Source organism: Micromonospora phaseoli (assembly GCF_900109115.1).
Taxonomy (GTDB): Bacteria; Actinomycetota; Actinomycetes; order Mycobacteriales; family Micromonosporaceae; genus Micromonospora; species Micromonospora phaseoli.
The window spans coordinates 42,524-58,248 of record NZ_FNYV01000007.1; the positions used below are offsets into that span (position 1 = coordinate 42,524).

Below are 15,725 nucleotides of genomic sequence, written 5' to 3' on the forward strand. Positions count from 1 at the left end.
GCATCTACGCGACCAGGTTTCGCACCCCGGCCGGCCGCCGGACAGCGGGTCGACTCCGCCCGGTCAGAGCAGCTCGACGATGGTGGCGTTGGCCATTCCGCCACCCTCGCACATGGTCTGCAGGCCGTACCGGATGCCGTTGTCGCGCATGTGGGCGAGCATCGTGGTCATGATCCGGGCACCGGAGCCGCCTAGCGGGTGCCCGAGGGCGATGGCACCGCCCCGTGGGTTGAGCCGCTCCGGGTCCGCCTCGGTCTCCGCCAACCAGGCCAACGGCACCGAGGCGAATGCCTCGTTCACCTCGTACACCCCGATCTCCTCGATGCCCAGCCCCGCGCGGCGCAGCGCCTTCGCGGTGGCCGGGATCGGCGCGGTGAGCATGGTGACCGGGTCGTCGGCGGCGACCACCGCGGTGTGTACGCGGGCCAGCGGACGCAGTCCGTGCCGGCTTGCCCACTCGCTCGTGGTGACGGCGAGCGCGGCGGCGCCGTCGGAGATCTGCGAGGCGGAACCGGCGGTGACCACGCCGTCCGGGCGGAACGGCGTGGGCAGTTCGCCGAGCTTCTCCAGTGAGGTGTCGCGGCGCACGCCCTCGTCCGCGGCGAACTTGCCGCCGTCGGCCAGCGACACCGGGGCCAACTCGGCCTCGAACGCCCCGGCGTCCTGTGCCGCGGCGGCCTTCTCATGGCTGGCCAGCGCGAACTCGTCGAGCTGTGAGCGGGACAGTCGCCACCGCTGGGCGATCAGCTCCGCGCCGACGCCCTGGTTGAACGGCAGCGGTGAGTCTTCGGCCACCCCTTCGACGCCCCGGTAGCGGGCCAGGATCTGCTCGCTGAACGGCATCCCGCCGGCCACGCTGGAGCCCATCGGCACCCGGGTCATCGACTCGACCCCACCGGCGACCACCAGATCGGCCTGCCCGGACATCACCGTGGCGGCGGCGAAGTGCAGGGCCTGCTGGCTGGAACCGCACTGCCGGTCCAGCGTCGTGCCGGGTACCGACTCGGGCCAGCCGGCGGCCAGCACGGCGTTGCGGGCGACGTTCCACGACTGCTCACCCACCTGGGAGACGCAGCCCCACACCACGTCGTCCACCTGGGTCGGATCGACCCCGGTGCGCTCGGCGAGGGCGCGCAGCACGTGCGCCGACAGGTCTACCGGGTGCACCGTGGCCAGGCTGCCCTTGCGCCGCCCGACCGGGGTACGCACCGCACCGACGATAACCGCGTCACTCATGTCTACTCCCCGGTAACTTGGCTGTCCCGATCCTACGCCGCCGCGCTGACACCGTCGGCGTGCCGTCGGCCCGCCGCGCTGGCATGCTTTTCGGGTGCCCTTCGAGACGGTGCCGAGACAGTGGCGGGTGCGCCCGAGCCTGCCGATCCTCAAGTTGATCGGAGCGCCCGGCGTGCTCGCCCTGGGGCTGCTGCTGGCCGACGGTGACGTGCTCCGGCCGGTGCTCGGCGGACTGACCGCCGTCGCCCTCGCCGTCTGGGGCGCACGGGATCTGCTCACCCCGGTCCGGCTCGAAGTGGACGCGGACGGGATCACCGTGCCGTCGGGGTGGACCGGACGGCGACGGTTGCCCTGGTCGGCGATCGAGACCATCCGGGTGGACCGCCGAGCAGGGCGAGGGCTGGGTGGGCCGGTACTGGAGGTCGACGCCGGCGAGTCACTGCACCTGTTCAGCCGGCAGGACCTCGGCGCCGACCCCGTCGAGGTCGCCGACGCGCTGGCCGCCGCCCGACCCATTACCGACTGACACCGGCCGTGACCCGGCCGGCGTGGCGGACGACGACGCCTCTCGCCCGGCCGGTCCTCAGCCGAGCAGCGAGGCGGTACGGATCAGGGCCAGCCCGAGCAGCGCCACCACGATCACCGCGCCCCCGCCGAACTGCACCAGCGTGCGACGGGACCGGGGGGCGTAGGCCAGCACCAGGGCCATCAGCGCACCGAAGACCAGACCGCCCAGGTGACCGGCGATCGAGATCTGCGGCACGGTGAAGGTGAAGATCAGATTGATCACCAGGATGGGCACGATGGCCGAGGTGTCCCGGCCCAACCGCCGCATGATCACGAAGATCGCCGCGAAGAGACCGAAGATGGCCGTGGACGCGCCGGCCGACATCTGGTTCGGCGCACTGAACAGGTACACGGCGACGTTGCCGCCGAAGCCGGCGATGAAGTAGAGCGCGGCGAAGCGCAGCGGCCCGAGCACCGCCTCCAGCGACTGGCCGAGCACCCAGAGCGCCCACATGTTGAGCAACAGGTGGATCACGCCGTAGTGCAGGAACATCGCGGTGATCAGGCGGTACCACTGGCCCTCGGCGACCCCGCCGATGGTGCCGTCGAGGAACATCGCCCGACCCAGCACCGCACCCCACTCGGTCAGCGGGGTGCCGCCGCCCATCAGCCCGCCGAAGCCCGCCCCACCGGCCGCCGCGTCACCACCCCGGTCGGACGCGATGGAGATCAGCATCACCAGCAGATTGATGCCGATCAGGGTCTTCGTCACGTAGCCGTGTCGGCCGGCGGCACCGCCACCGAAGGCGGTACGCGCCGGCCGCACGCTACGGCGTCCCTGGGCCACACACTCCGGGCACTGGAACCCGACCGACGCTTCGTTCATGCAGTCCGGGCAGATCGACCGGTCGCACCGGGTGCATCGGACGTACGTCTCCCGGCCGGGGTGGCGGTAGCAGGCCGGAGTGGTCGGCGGGGACTCGCTCACCGCTGACCCCGGGTGCCCGAGCGCTCAATCATGCGAGCAAAGGTACCTCGACCGATCGATCAGGCGGAGGTGGCCGTACCCCGACGTATCCACGCCGCCTGTCCCGACCCGCCGCGCCCAGGCCCGGGCGGCGGATGGGACCCCGGCGTGGATCAGGCCGAGCGCTCGATCTCGATGCGCTCGATCACGACGTCCTGCAACGGACGGTCGCTCGGGCCGGTCGGGGTGTTGGCGATCGCCTCGATGACCTTCGCGGACTGCTCGTCGGCCACCTGACCGAAGATGGTGTGCCGGTTGTTCAGGTGCGGCGTCGGCGAGACGGTGATGAAGAACTGCGAGCCGTTGGTGCCGGGCCCGGCGTTCGCCATCGCCAGCAGGTAGGGCCGGTCGAAGCGCAGCTCGGGGTGGAACTCGTCGGCGAAGGTGTAGCCCGGCCCGCCGCGGCCGGTGCCGGTGGGGTCACCCATCTGGATCATGAATCCGCTGATCACCCGGTGCGAGATGGTGCCGTCGTAGTACGGGCCGTTGCCGGGTTGCCCGGTCCGCGGATCGGTGTACTCCCGCGTGCCCTCCGCCAGCTCGACGAAGTTGCGGACGGTCTTCGGCGCGTGGTTGGCGAAGAGCTCCAGCCGGATCGGGCCGGCGTTGGTGTGCACGGTGGCGTAGACAGCCTCGGCCACGGGTACTCCTTACTCGTTGGTCAGTTCCATGCGGATCCTCCCATGTGCCCGATCTGGACATGCGGAGGCATCCGAAGGTGGAGGATGAGAGAGAGCAACTCCCAGGAGGTGGGACCGTGTTTGGAATCCGGCGGCGCAAGACCCAGGGGCAGCTGGCCCGGGCCGAGCTGAACCGCGGCATCGGTCACCTGAAGCAGGCCGCCACGCACGTGGCGAGGGGGGCCGGCAACACGGTCGGCCCACGGGTGCAGACGGCCCGCGGTGCGGTGGCACCGACCGCTGTCATCGTCCGGGACCGTGCGTCGAGCGGTCTGGCGACAACGGCGGCGGCGCTCGCGCCCCTGGCTCTGGCCGTGCGTAACGCGCAAGCCGAGGCGGCCGGCAAGGCCGTTGTGGGAAGGAAGGCCGCCGCCGCCAAGCAGGCCGCGGTCACCAGGAAGGCGAAGAAGATGAAGGCCAAGAAGAAGTCCCGCCGCAGCGGAACCATGATGGCCGGGCTGCTCGCCGCCGGCGCGGTGGCCGGGCTGGCCGGTGCGATGGCCCTGCGGCGTCACCGTGAGCAGCAGGAGTGGGCCGAGTACGACACGAGGGCGACGCTCGAACCGATGCACGACGAGGTCGAGACCGTCGAGGTACGCACGGCTGGGCCCGCCGGCGCCGGCAAGGCCTCGACCGGAGCGGGCAGTTCGGCGGTGGCCAGCGGTGACAGCTCCACCACCACGTCGACCGTGGCACCCAAGATCACCCCAACGGAGAAGGTTCCCTCTGTCGCCGAGGGTGCCCGCACCACCAGCGGCCGTCCCGCCGACAACCTGAGCAAGGCCACCAACAAGTCCAACACCCGCGCCTGACCTCCACCCGAACCCCCGCCCTACCCCGCCCCCTTCTCGGGCGGGGTGGGCGTGGTGGTCAGAGCCAGTCGTTGCGGCGGAACCAGCGGTAGAGGGCCAGCGAGATGCCGAGCATCAGGGCCAGCACCACGGGGTAGCCGTAGGTCACCCTCAGCTCCGGCATGAACTCGAAGTTCATGCCGTAGATACCGGCGATCGCGGTCCAGACGGCGGCGATGGCGGCCCAGGCGGCGATCTTGCGCATGTCGTTGTTCTGGTCGACCGTCACCTGGGCCAACCGCGCCTGGAGGATCGAGTTCAGCAGATCGTCGTACGAGTTGACCAGTTCCACCGTACGGCTGAGGTGGTCCTGCACGTCGCGGAAGTAGCGGCGTACCTCCTTGGGCACGTCCCGGTTCATCTGCGAGGTCAGCGCCAGCAGCGGACGCTGCAACGGCATCACCGCCCGCTTGAACTCCACCAGTTCCCGCTTCATCTGGTAGATCCGCTGGATCCGGCCGCTGGCCTGGCGGTCGAATACCTCCGTCTCCAGCAGGTCCATGTCGTCCTCGAGTTGGTCGGCGACCTCCAGGTAGAGATCGACGACCCGGTCGGTGATCGCGTACGCGACCGCCCAGGGGCCGTGCAGGAGGAGTTCCTGCCGGGCCTCCAACTCCTCCCGCACGGGCGCCAGGCGGCAGGCGTCCCCGTGCCGGACGCTGATCAAGAAGTGCGGGCCGATGAAGAGCATCACCTGCCCGGTCTCCACCACGTCGGAGTTCTCGGTCAGCTCGGTGTGCTCGCAGTAGCGGGCGGTGCGTAGCACCAGGAAGCTGACGTCCCCGAAGCGCTCCAGCTTCGGCCGTTGCTGGGCCTTCACCGCGTCCTCCACGGCCAGCTCGTGCAGCCCGTAGGTCGTGGCGATCTCGGTCATCTCGGCGAGCTCCGGCTCGTGCAGCCCGAGCCACACGAAGCCGGTCTCGGCGCCACGGGCCGCCGCCAGCGCCCCCGCATAGTCCCAGTCACCGGGCTGCCGCCGGCCGTCGATGTAGAGCGCGCAGTCGACCACCGCGTTGCGTCGCTGTTCGGCCGAGGTCTGGGCGAGCTGGGAGCCGTCCGGGTTGAGCCGACGGGTCATGGCCCGCACGGGTGACCAGTTCCGGGGCCGTAGCGTCCGACCCCCGTCGGGGGATCCCGCCTGGCCGCCGCCCTGCGAGGTGGTCCGCGCCCGCTGTACCCGCTCCGTCATCACGCCCCCTCCCGCGCCGGCTGCGGCTTGCAGGCTACGCCGCCGCACTGATCATGGCGCTCGGCGGCGGGGGGGTGGCGCCGGGCGGACCGGACCGCATCGGGGGGTGAGGGGGCGATCCGGCCCGCCCGGCGCCGTTGGGGGCGGGGGTTGTGCTGGCCGCGTCACGCCAGCGTGCGGGCGGCCGGGCCGGGTCGGTACGGCGACCGCGGCCGGCTCGATCTCCGGTACTGGTGAGTGACGCTCGCAGCATTGTGGGCTGCGAGCCGCTGGAGCGGGAGCCCTGGAGCGGCCAGCACCGCTGTTCTGTCAGAAACCCGACAGAAATTCAGCCACGTACCGCTTCCATCGCCTCGGCCAGCCGCCGGACACCCTCGTCGATCCGGTCCGCGGTCACCGCCGAGAAGGCCAGCCGGAGGGCGTGCCGCCCACCGTCCATGACGAAGTCACTGCCCTTGACCACCGCGACGCCGCGCTCGGCAGCCGCCGGGGCCAGCTTCTCGACGTCGACGTCCTCGGGCAGCTCCACCCAGAGGAAGTAGCCGCCGTCCGGCTCCACGAACCGGGCCTCGGGAATGTGCCGACGCAGCGAACCGGCCAGCACCGTCGCGCGCTCGCCGAGGGCCGCCCGGACCGTCTCGATCGAACGCTCGATGTCCCCCGACACGCAGAACTGGTGCACGATGGCCTGCGAGACCATGCCCGGGGAGATGTAGAGACTGGTGGCCTTCTTCGCGATGTCACCGATCAGGTCCGCCGGGCCGACCAGGTAGCCCACCCGCACCCCGGGGCAGACGGTCTTGGTGAAGCTGGAGGCGTGCACGACCACGCCGCCGGTGTCCATCGACAGCATCGACGGCAGCGCCTCGCCCCGGAACCGGATGTCGGCGTAGGGGTCGTCCTCGAAGAGCGTGAAGCCGAACTCCGCGGCGAGGTCGAGCAGCTCACGACGCTTGTCCGCCGACAGCGTCACGCCGGCCGGGTTCTGGTAGTTCGGGATGACGTGCGCCAGCCGGGGGCGCACCCCGGACTCCAGCAGTTTGCGCAGCTCGGCGGTGTCCAGGCCGTCCGGTTGGATGGTGACACCGTGCAGGTCGGCGCCCATCTTCTTCAGGTTGAGCAGGGTGCGGTCGTAGGTGGGACGCTCCACCACCACCGCGTCGCCGGGCCGGACGAGGTGATCGAAGAGGAAGGCATCGGCCTGCAGCGAGCCGTTGGTGACCAACACCTGATCCGTTTCGACCCCGTGCTTCTCGGCGATCCACTTCCGCAGCGGTACGTAGCCGACAGAGGTGCCGTAGGCGGTCACCCCGGCGGGGTCGGCGTCGAACGCGCGGACGGCGGCGGCCTTGAGCCCCTCGACATCGACGATGTCCAGCGAGGGTGCGCCACGGGCAAAGGAGATCAGCTGCTCGGCGGTCATGGCTGTTCAGCGTACGGGCGGCGGCGGGGCGCACGCGGACGGCACGGCGATGTCCGCATCCTGAGCCACCGGGTCGGGTGAACCGACACGTCCGATGGTCGCCCCGCTCGCGCCGACCGCGCGGCAGGTCAGCCGGTGCCGACCATCCGGTCGGCCGCCCAGACCCGCATGATGTCGCGTACGGAGATCACCCCGGCGACCTCGCGGCCGTCGAGGACGACCAGGTGCCGGAAGCCGCCCCGGGCCATCGCCGCAGCCGCCTCCTCGATCGTCCACTCCGGCCCCGCGTAGACCACGTCCCAGGTCAGGTGGGCACCGGTCCGCTCGACATCGCAGTCCAGACCGGCTCCGATCGCGTTGAGCACGTCGCGTTCGGTCATGATGCCGATCCCCTCGGAATCCGGGTCGATCACCACGGCCGAACCGATGCCACGCTCCGACATCATCCGAGCCGCCTGGCGGAGCGTGTGCTCCGGACCGACGACGAGGATCTCACTGGACATCGCTTCCCGAACCTGCATGACACATCACCCCTTTGGGACGGCTGCACTCGGTCATTCGTCATGGTGGGCCCCGAACGTTTCCAGGACAAGACCGGACATCGGCGCGGGCACAGACCGGCCGCTACTGTTCTTCCCGTGTCCACCGAGCCGCTGCGCTGCGCGGGAGCGCTGATCGTCGCCCCCGACGGACGCCTTTTCTTTCAACGCCGCTCGCCGCTTCGGCGTCTCTTCCCCAACTGCTGGGACATCGTCGGCGGCCACCTCGAACCGGGCGAGACCGTCGAGGAGGCGCTGCGCCGAGAGGTGACCGAGGAGACCGGCTGGCGGGTGTCCGAAGTCCTTGCCCAGGTCGGCGAGTACCACTACGTCGGCGACGACGGCCTGGCCAGGGCCGAGAGCGACTGGCTGGTCCGGGTCGACGGCGATCTGGCGGCCCCCGTCCTGGAGGCCGGCAAACACACCGAGTACCGCTGGCTCGGGCCCGACGACGTCGACCTGCTCGACGAGCACCGCGACGTCAACGACGGTCTGATCCGGCAGATCGCGGAGCGTGCCTTCAGCATCCTGCGGGCCACCGGTTCGTGAGCGACGCCGTCGGGCTCGCCCCACACCGGTACGCGGCGCTGGTCGCCCCCGCCGTGGACCGGGTGTTCGGCGCGGCGATGCAGGCCGGTCGGCACGGCGGCGGAGCCGAGCTGTGCCAGCGGTACGGCGGCCCGCCGGCCACCGGTTTCCTGGTGGAGCTGCGTACCCGGCTGGCCGCGACGGGCGGCACGGTCGACGCCGCCGGTTTCGCCGCGGTGACCCGCTACCGGGACCCGACCGCCTGCCAGCGCGCCCTGAACCGGCATGTCGCGTACGGGATGCTCCACCGCCGGCCGGACGGAGGGCTGGCTGCCACCGAGCGCGGCTCGGCGTTCCTCGCCGAGCTGTACCAGGTGCACGCCGAGGTGACCGAGGAGCTGTGGGGTGGGCACGAGGACCGGGTGCTGCGGCTGGCCGAGAAGGCCGGCTGCCTGCTGGTCGCCGCGCTGACCCTCGACGGCGGCACCGGCCCGGACGGCGGTGGGGCGTTCCCCGCGCTGGCACCCCCGTACGAGCCGGACGGCACCCCGCCCGGCGTCCTGCTGCTCAACCGGCTCGGCACGCTGCGGTACCACCGCGCCGACGCGCACGCCGCCGCGTGGGGCGCCGCCGGCCACACCGCGGGGAGCATCGTCGCGCTGCCCGACGGGGCGCAGCGGCAGGCCATCGAGTTGGAGACCGACCGTCGGGCGGCCGGCCCGTACGTCGCGCTGACCGCCGAGGAGCGGCTGACGATGCTCGCCGACCTGGCGGCCCTGCCCGGCTGACCGGCAGACCCGCGACGGTCACCTGCCCGGCGGCGCTATCCTCCTCCGGTGAACGCCGCGAGAACAGAAACTGATGCCGGCATGGTCGGGATGGTGCTGGCAGCTGGAGCTGGCCGCCGGTTGCGGCCGTACACCGACACCCTGCCCAAGGCGCTGGTGCCGGTGGACGGCGAGATCACCATCCTCGACATCGCGCTGCACAACCTGGCCGAGGTAGGGCTCACCGAGGTCGTGGTGGTGGTCGGCTACGCCGCGGACGCCGTCCGCGAACGCCAGGCCGACCTGGAGCGGCGGTACGGCGTGACCATCACTCTGGTGCACAACGACAAGGCCGAGGAGTGGAACAACGCGTACTCGCTCTGGCTGGCCCGTGACTGGTTCGCCCGGGGCGTGCTGCTGGTCAACGGCGACACCGTGCACCCGGTGAGCATCGAGAAGACCCTGCTGGCCGAGCGGGGCCCGGGTCTGCTGCTGGCGATCGACACCCTCAAGCCGCTGGCCGAGGAGGAGATGAAGACCACCTTCGACGCCGCCGGCCAGCTCACCCGGATCACCAAACTGATGGACCCGGGCGAGGCGTACGGCGAGTACATCGGCGCGACCCTGATCGAGCCGCAGGTGGCCGAGCCCCTCGCCGACGCCCTGGAGGCGACCTGGCGGCGCGACCCGAACCTGTACTACGAGGACGGTTACCAGGAGTTCGCCGATCGGGGCGGCGAGGTCCGGGCGGCGCCCATCGGGAATGTGGCCTGGGTGGAGGTCGACAACCACGCCGACCTCGCCCGGGCGCGGGAGATCGCGTGCCACTACTAGCCCGTACCGTCACGACGCCACTGTCGATCGAGGTCCGCCGGGGCGCGGTGGCCGACCTCGGCGAACTGCTGGCCGACCGGCGGATCTCCAGCGGTGGCGACGTCGCCCTGGTGGTCGGCCCGGGGCAGGGCGAGAAGATCGTCGAGTTGTGCCGGCCGTCGCTGCGGTCGGCCGACGTCTTCACCGTCGCCGGTGGCAGCGTCGACTCCGCCAACAAGCTGGGTGACCAGTTGCGCCGCCGCAACTACGACGCGGTGGTCGGGATCGGCGGCGGGAAGACCATCGACACCGCCAAGTACGCCGCCACCCGCTACGGCATCCCGATGGTCACCGTGGCGACCAGCCTCGCCAATGACGGCATCGCCTCTCCGGTGGCGTCCCTGACCCACGAGGGCGGCAAGGGCTCGTACGGGGTACACATCCCGATCGCCGTCCTGGTCGACCTCGACTTCGTGGAGAACGGGCCGGACCGGCAGACCCAGGCCGGCATCGGCGACGCGGTGAGCAACCTGAGCGCCTGCGCCGACTGGGAGTTGGCCCACCAGGTACGCGGCGAGCCGATCGACGGTCTCGCCGTGACGCTGGCCCGTACCGGGGCGGAGGCGCTGGTCAACCACCCCGGCAAGCTCACTGACGACGCCTTCCTGACCACGCTGGCCGAGGCGCTCATCCTGGGCGGCATCTCGATGTCGATCTGCGGCTCCAGCCGACCGGCGAGCGGCGGCGACCACGAGATCTCGCACGCCATCGACCATCTCCATCCGGGCGCCGCCTCGCACGGCGAGCAGGTCGGCCTGGGGGCGTTGTTCTGCACCTTCCTCCGTGGCGACCTGGAGCGCTTCGGCCAGCTCGCCCGCTGCCTGCACCGGCACGGCCTGTCGACCCGACCGGGCGACCTGGGGCTCACCGACGAACAGTTCGTCGAGGCGGTGCTCTTCGCGCCGCACACCCGGCCGGACCGCTACACCATCCTGGAACACCTCGCGCTGTCCGCCGATGACCTTCGTACCCGGCTGGGAGACTACGTTGACGCCCTCCGTGAGCACCTTGACTGAACCGTCCCACCCCACGGTCGCCGACTTCCACCGGGTGAACCGGGGCGGTGGCCTGTTCAGCGAGTCCGTGAGTCAGTGGATCGGCGCGGTCTTCGCGCTGGTCGCCCAGCGTCTCGGGCTGCGCCCGACCGCGCTGACCATCACCAACCTGCTGCTCGGGCTGACCACCTCGGTCGCCGTGGTCGCGCTCGCCGGCCCGGTCGCCGCCGGGGACGTGCCGGCACCGGTCGTCGGGCTGATCGCCCTGTTCGGCTGGCAGATCGCGTACGCCCTGGACTGCGCCGACGGTCAGCTGGCCCGGGTGACCGGGCAGGGCAGCTCGGCCGGTGCCCGGGTCGACGTGCTCTGTGACGTGGCCGCCCAGATCGCCCTGGTGGCCGCGCTGTCCGCCACCGCCGTGGCGCAGCAACCGTCGACGCCCAGCTGGCTGGTGGCCGCCTTCGCCGGCACCTGGATGGTCAACCTGGTCACCTCGGTGATGCAGTCCGGCCCGAACGCGGCCAGCATGGTCACCTCCACCTCGCTGCCCGTACGCCTGGTGAAGCTGATCCGCGACTACGGCGCGGTGATCTTCGTGGCCGCCCTGGTGCTGGCGCTGGCCCCGGCTCTGGTCCTCTGGGTCGTGGTGGCCTTCACGATCGTCAACGGCGGCTTCCTGCTCGCCAGCATCGCCTTCTCCGCCCGCGCCAGCCTGTAAGGAAGGGCACCTTATTAACGCCTGGTGTATAGGAAGGGCCCCCTATTAACGCGGCGGGCGGTAGGAACCTCTCTCGGCTGCCGAGCCGCGATCGCTCAGCGAAGGAAGTGCCCCGGCTCCGGGAATCGGGAGCCGGGGCACTTCATGCCTCGACGCGCCGCCGTTGGAGTCGCTGCGGGTGGACTTACGCCACACCGCGCCGGTGAGGTCCGGGTTCGACATGTCAGCCTCAGCGGGGTGATCGACTCCGTTCCGGCGGAATGGCGGGATCCCTGCGAGTGGGACACCCCCACTACGGCGGAACGGAGTCGATCAAGAGCGGGCGACGCCCGCGTACACGGCGAGGAGTTGCTTGGTGACCACGTCGGGGTGAAAGACCCGCTCATAGCGGGCCCGGGCGGCGGCGGCGAGCGCGCCGGCTCCGACCAGGGCCACCGGCAGCGCGGCGGCGAGCGCCGCCGGATCTGGCGGCACCACCCAACCGGCCTCACCAGCCTGGATCCCAGCTGGCAGGGCACTGCCCCCGAGAGCCGGGCCGACGGAACCACCCGCCTCGGCCGGGCCACCGGAGCCGGGCAGGACGCTGACTCCGGCGACCGGCTCCGCCCCGGCCGGGGCGGGCGCCGACGCGACCACGGCCGGGCCGGTGCCGGCGGGTTCCCGGGGGGTGTCCGCGCCGACCAGATAGGGAATGCCGCCGAGCGCGGTACCGAGCACCGGACGACCGCTGGCCAGCGCCTCGATGATCACGGTCGGCAGCACGTCGTGCCAGGTGGAGGTCGCCAGCACCACGGCGCTCGCGGTGAGCGCGTCGCGGACTCCGGCCCGGTCCAGCGGGCCGAGGAAAGTGACGTCGGTGCGTTCGGCCGCCGCCGCCTCGACCAGTGGGCGCAGTTCGCCGTCACCGGCCACCCGCAGCGGGCCCAGCGCGCCGTCCGGGTGTCGCCGCCACGCCTCCAGCAGCAGGCCGAGCCCCTTCTCGGGGGAGAGCCGGCCGAGGAAGAGGAAACCCTGGCCCAGCGGCGCGGGGCTGCCGGGGTCGGGGATGCCGTTCGGCTTGACCACGATCCGCTCGTCGGGGATGCCGTAGTCGCGCAGATGGTCGGCGACCGCTGTGGTCAACGCGATGAACCGGTCCACCGAGCGCCAGGTGCCCCGGTGCACGGCCAGCGTGGTGGCCATCAACGCGCTCTGCGCCCGCGACCCCCGGTAGCAGCGGTGCACCACCGCCGGCACGCCCAGCGCCCGGCCCCGACAGTCCTGGCAGATCACACCGTCGCGGAAGTACAGGCCAGAGGAGCAGACCTGGCGGTAGTTGTGCACCGTCTGCACCACCGGCACCCCGTGCCGGTGCGCGGTCCGCACCACCCAGGGCGACAGCAGCGGGTACGGATTGTGCAGGTGGAGCACGTCCGGACGGTGTTCGGTGAGCAGCCGAGCCAACTCCTGCTGGGCCCGCGGCGCGTAGATCGGGGAGATCGGCAGCAGCGCCTTCGCCGTCTTCGGCATCGTCGAGATCTCGTCGGAGCTGCGCAGGAACGGCAGCACCTCCAGCCCGGCGGCGGCGAGCTGGGCGATCTCCGCGTCGACGATGGTGTTCTCACCGGAGGGCTGAGCTTCCCGGTACCGGTTGTGCGCCACCACGATTCTCACGCTCGCACACGCTACCGTTGGCAGCGTGCCCGAACTACCGGAGGTGGAGGCGCTCGCGGGTTACCTGCGGCAGCGCGCGGTGGGCCGGCGTGTCGACCGCCTGGAGGTCGCCGCGATCAGCGCCCTCAAGACGTACGATCCGGCACCGACCGCCGTCGCCGGTGCCACGGTGACCGACGCTCGCCGGCACGGCAAGTTCCTCGACGTCGTCTTCGACGGCGGCCTGCACCTGGTGGCCCACCTGGCCCGGGCCGGCTGGTTGCACTACCGGGAGGCGTTCGCGTCGACCGTCCCGTTGCGCCCGGGCAAGGGTCCGATCGCGCTGCGGGTCCGCCTCGACGACGGCTCCGGCTTCGACCTGACCGAGGCCGGTACGCAGAAGAAGCTCGCCGCCTACCTGGTGACCGATCCGCAGTCCGTGCCCGGGGTGGCCAAGCTCGGCTCCGACGCCCTCTCCGCCGACCTCGCCACCTTCGCCGGCGCGCTCCGTAGTCGCCGTGGGCAGATCAAGGGGGTGCTCACCGACCAGGGGGTGCTCGCCGGGGTGGGTAACGCGTACTCGGACGAGATCCTGCACGCGGCGAAGCTGTCGCCGTTCGCGTTGACCGACCGGCTGACCGACGACCAGATGGCGACCCTGCACGCGGCGACCCGCCGGGTGCTCGGTGACGCGGTGACCCGCTCGCTGGGCCAGCGGGCCGCGGAGCTGAAGGGCGAGAAGCGCGCCGGGCTCAAGGTGCACGCCCGCACCGGCCTGCCCTGCCCGGTCTGTGGGGACACCGTCCGGGAGGTCTCGTTCGCCGACTCCAGCCTCCAGTACTGCCCGACCTGCCAGACCGGGGGCAAACCGCTCGCTGACCGACGGTTGTCCCGACTCGTACGGTGAGTGACACCACTCCTCGACTACGGAGAGGAATCGGACGAGGCGTGCGCAACCACCGGTCCGGCGCTCTACCCGGGCCGTCATCCATCGGTATAGTGGCCCCGGTCCCCGGCTTCCGGATGGCATGGGGCCGGCCAGATCCCAGGCGGAAGGTGACCGCCGCGCAATGTCCCTCGGGTCGGCGACTGAACGGAACTCGCGTGGGAAACTGGAACGGTGGACGACCCGGGCCGTCACGGCGAGTGAACGGTACGGGTCCTGCGGGAGGACATGGGTGAGGTGACGGCTAGCCTCCACCGCCCGGTGACCAACGAAGGCCGGAGCAAACTCGTGCGGCACGTCGACAGCTTCGAGATCCAGCCGCCGAATCCGCCGTCCCCGAACGGCGTACCTCGGTCGGCCTGGGCTCGGGCCCGGCGTCGCGTCTCCCGGTGGCACCGCCCCTACACGGCGATTCTGCTGCTCCTCGACTTCGCGGCGGCAGCCTTCGCCAGCTACACCGCGATTCGCACCTTCGACCAGGCCACCGCCGGCTTCCACGAAGCCCAGAACGACCCGACCTGGTTCTTCACCGTGGCGTTCCTGCTGCTGCCGGCGGGCTGGCTGGTCATCCTCTGGTTCAACGGCGCCTACGACCGGCGCTACCTCGGGCTCGGGCCCGACGAGTTCAAACGGGTCATCCGGGCGGGAGTGACGGTCTGCGCGGCGGTGTCGTTCATCGCCTTCGCCACCAAGACCGACCTGTCCCGGTTCACCGTCGGCACCGCCCTGCTGCTGGCCCTGCTGCTGATCCTGCTGGGCCGGATCCTGGCCCGCTTCGTGCTGCACACCGTGCGGCGCAACATCCAGCAGGCGGCGCACCGGATGGTGCTGGTCGGCACCCTGCCGGAGTGCCTGGAGGTCTACACGGCGGTCACCCGTACCCCGGCCGCCGGGCTGGTGCCGGTCGCCATCCACATCACCGACGGTTACGCGGCGGCCAAGGGCGTGCAGACCCCGGTTCCGGTGTACGCGGGCCGCGACGTGCTGGCCCTGGTCCGGGAGGTGGGCGCGGACACCATCGCGGTCTGCGGCTCGGCCAGCGCCGAACCGGGCGAGCTGCGCCGGCTGGCCTGGCAACTGGAGGGCTCCGGCGTCGACCTGGTGGTGGCCCCGCAGCTGACCGACATCGCCGGCCCACGGGTGCACATCCGGCCGATCGAGGGCCTGCCGCTGCTGCACGTCGAGGAGCCGACCCTCTCCGGGCCGGCGTTGCTGGCCAAGAACATGATGGACCGGGTCGCCGCCGGGCTGGGCCTGCTGGCACTGCTACCGGTCTTCGCCGCCATCGCCATCGCGATCCGGATCTCCGACCCGGGACCGGTCTTCTTCCGTCAGCCCCGGGTGGGACACGAGGGGCGCACGTTCCGGGTGTGGAAGTTCCGGACCATGTACGTCGACGCGGAGGACCGGCTGGCCAGCCTGGTCGACCAGAACGAGACCGACGGCATGCTGTTCAAGATGAAGCAGGACCCCCGGGTCTTCCCGGTGGGACGCTTCCTGCGCGCGTCTTCGTTGGACGAGCTGCCACAGCTGATCAACGTGCTCAAGGGCGAGATGTCGCTGGTCGGGCCGCGTCCACTGCCCGCTGACGACGGCGACTTCCTGGGTGATGTGCGGCGGCGACTGCTGGTCCGTCCCGGCATGACCGGCCTGTGGCAGGTGTCCGGCCGTTCCGACCTGTCCTGGGACGAGGCGGTCCGGCTGGACCTCTACTACGTCGACAACTGGTCGCTGGCGTACGACCTGAGCATCCTGTGGCGCACGGTGGGCGTGGTGGTGGCCCGCAAGGGCGCCTACTGACCCCACCCCCTTTC

The 15,725-nt window shown here is 71.4% G+C and carries 16 protein-coding genes; 9 read left to right on the forward strand and 7 right to left on the reverse strand.

Going from position 1 to position 15,725, the window contains the following annotated elements:
- Positions 1 to 63 precede the first annotated feature (63 nt).
- The gene (locus tag BMY89_RS18405; RefSeq protein ID WP_092381255.1) at positions 64 to 1,236 is read right to left on the reverse strand and encodes a thiolase family protein; all 1,173 of its coding nucleotides are present in this window, start codon (positions 1,234 to 1,236) and stop codon (positions 64 to 66) included.
- 94 nt (positions 1,237 to 1,330) lie between these two features.
- Between BMY89_RS18405 and BMY89_RS18410 the strand changes: the two genes are divergently transcribed.
- Entirely contained in the window at positions 1,331 to 1,762 is a 432-nt protein-coding gene (locus BMY89_RS18410; protein WP_092381256.1) for a PH domain-containing protein, read from the forward strand.
- A gap of 57 nt (positions 1,763 to 1,819) precedes the next feature.
- Here the strand turns inward: BMY89_RS18410 and BMY89_RS18415 are convergent, their stop codons facing one another.
- Positions 1,820 to 2,731, reverse strand: coding sequence for a rhomboid family intramembrane serine protease (locus BMY89_RS18415; protein ID WP_092381257.1), 912 nt, complete (start codon positions 2,729 to 2,731; stop codon positions 1,820 to 1,822).
- 152 nt (positions 2,732 to 2,883) lie between these two features.
- Positions 2,884 to 3,411, reverse strand: coding sequence for a peptidylprolyl isomerase (locus BMY89_RS18420; RefSeq protein ID WP_092381258.1), 528 nt, complete (start codon positions 3,409 to 3,411; stop codon positions 2,884 to 2,886).
- Positions 3,412 to 3,470: 59 nt separating this feature from the next.
- Between BMY89_RS18420 and BMY89_RS18425 the strand changes: the two genes are divergently transcribed.
- The gene (locus tag BMY89_RS18425; RefSeq protein WP_092381524.1) at positions 3,471 to 4,262 is read left to right on the forward strand and encodes a hypothetical protein; all 792 of its coding nucleotides are present in this window, start codon (positions 3,471 to 3,473) and stop codon (positions 4,260 to 4,262) included.
- A gap of 58 nt (positions 4,263 to 4,320) precedes the next feature.
- Here the strand turns inward: BMY89_RS18425 and corA are convergent, their stop codons facing one another.
- The 3 genes from corA to BMY89_RS18440 form a co-directional block, all read right to left on the reverse strand.
- Positions 4,321 to 5,490: a magnesium/cobalt transporter CorA gene (corA, locus tag BMY89_RS18430; RefSeq protein WP_092381259.1), complete on the reverse strand. Its 1,170-nt coding sequence runs from the start codon at positions 5,488 to 5,490 to the stop codon at positions 4,321 to 4,323.
- Between the two features lie 328 nt (positions 5,491 to 5,818).
- Complete coding sequence (locus tag BMY89_RS18435; RefSeq protein WP_092381260.1) at positions 5,819 to 6,913, reverse strand: aminotransferase-like domain-containing protein; 1,095 nt, start codon at positions 6,911 to 6,913, stop codon at positions 5,819 to 5,821.
- 128 nt (positions 6,914 to 7,041) lie between these two features.
- Positions 7,042 to 7,434 (reverse strand): CBS domain-containing protein, encoded by a 393-nt coding sequence (locus BMY89_RS18440; protein ID WP_092381261.1) that lies wholly within the window; start codon positions 7,432 to 7,434, stop codon positions 7,042 to 7,044.
- Positions 7,435 to 7,551: 117 nt separating this feature from the next.
- Here BMY89_RS18440 and BMY89_RS18445 point away from each other — a divergent pair, with 117 nt between their 5' ends.
- The 5 genes from BMY89_RS18445 (at position 7,552) to BMY89_RS18465 (ending at position 11,333) form a co-directional block, all read left to right on the forward strand.
- Positions 7,552 to 8,001 (forward strand): NUDIX hydrolase, encoded by a 450-nt coding sequence (locus BMY89_RS18445; RefSeq protein WP_198414042.1) that lies wholly within the window; start codon positions 7,552 to 7,554, stop codon positions 7,999 to 8,001.
- Positions 7,998 to 8,768, forward strand: coding sequence for a hypothetical protein (locus tag BMY89_RS18450; RefSeq protein ID WP_092381263.1), 771 nt, complete (start codon positions 7,998 to 8,000; stop codon positions 8,766 to 8,768). Before BMY89_RS18445 ends, BMY89_RS18450 begins: the two co-directional genes overlap by 4 nt.
- Before the next feature lie 81 nt (positions 8,769 to 8,849).
- Positions 8,850 to 9,581, forward strand: a complete 732-nt coding sequence (locus tag BMY89_RS18455) for a phosphocholine cytidylyltransferase family protein (protein ID WP_092381264.1) — start codon at positions 8,850 to 8,852, stop codon at positions 9,579 to 9,581.
- On the forward strand, positions 9,569 to 10,636 hold the full coding sequence (locus BMY89_RS18460) for an iron-containing alcohol dehydrogenase family protein (protein WP_092381265.1): 1,068 nt from the start codon (positions 9,569 to 9,571) through the stop codon (positions 10,634 to 10,636). The genes BMY89_RS18455 and BMY89_RS18460 overlap by 13 nt, the downstream gene beginning before the upstream one ends.
- Positions 10,620 to 11,333: a CDP-alcohol phosphatidyltransferase family protein gene (locus BMY89_RS18465; RefSeq protein WP_175510385.1), complete on the forward strand. Its 714-nt coding sequence runs from the start codon at positions 10,620 to 10,622 to the stop codon at positions 11,331 to 11,333. The genes BMY89_RS18460 and BMY89_RS18465 overlap by 17 nt, the downstream gene beginning before the upstream one ends.
- Before the next feature lie 312 nt (positions 11,334 to 11,645).
- Here the strand turns inward: BMY89_RS18465 and BMY89_RS18470 are convergent, their stop codons facing one another.
- Entirely contained in the window at positions 11,646 to 12,986 is a 1,341-nt protein-coding gene (locus BMY89_RS18470; RefSeq protein ID WP_092381267.1) for a glycosyltransferase family 4 protein, read from the reverse strand.
- A gap of 25 nt (positions 12,987 to 13,011) precedes the next feature.
- On the opposite strand from BMY89_RS18470, the gene BMY89_RS18475 reads away from it, so the two are divergent.
- Both BMY89_RS18475 and BMY89_RS18480 read left to right on the forward strand, forming a co-directional pair.
- On the forward strand, positions 13,012 to 13,872 hold the full coding sequence (locus BMY89_RS18475; protein ID WP_092381268.1) for an Fpg/Nei family DNA glycosylase: 861 nt from the start codon (positions 13,012 to 13,014) through the stop codon (positions 13,870 to 13,872).
- Positions 13,873 to 14,139: 267 nt separating this feature from the next.
- Positions 14,140 to 15,711, forward strand: coding sequence for a sugar transferase (locus tag BMY89_RS18480; protein ID WP_092381269.1), 1,572 nt, complete (start codon positions 14,140 to 14,142; stop codon positions 15,709 to 15,711).
- Positions 15,712 to 15,725: the final 14 nt, after the last annotated feature.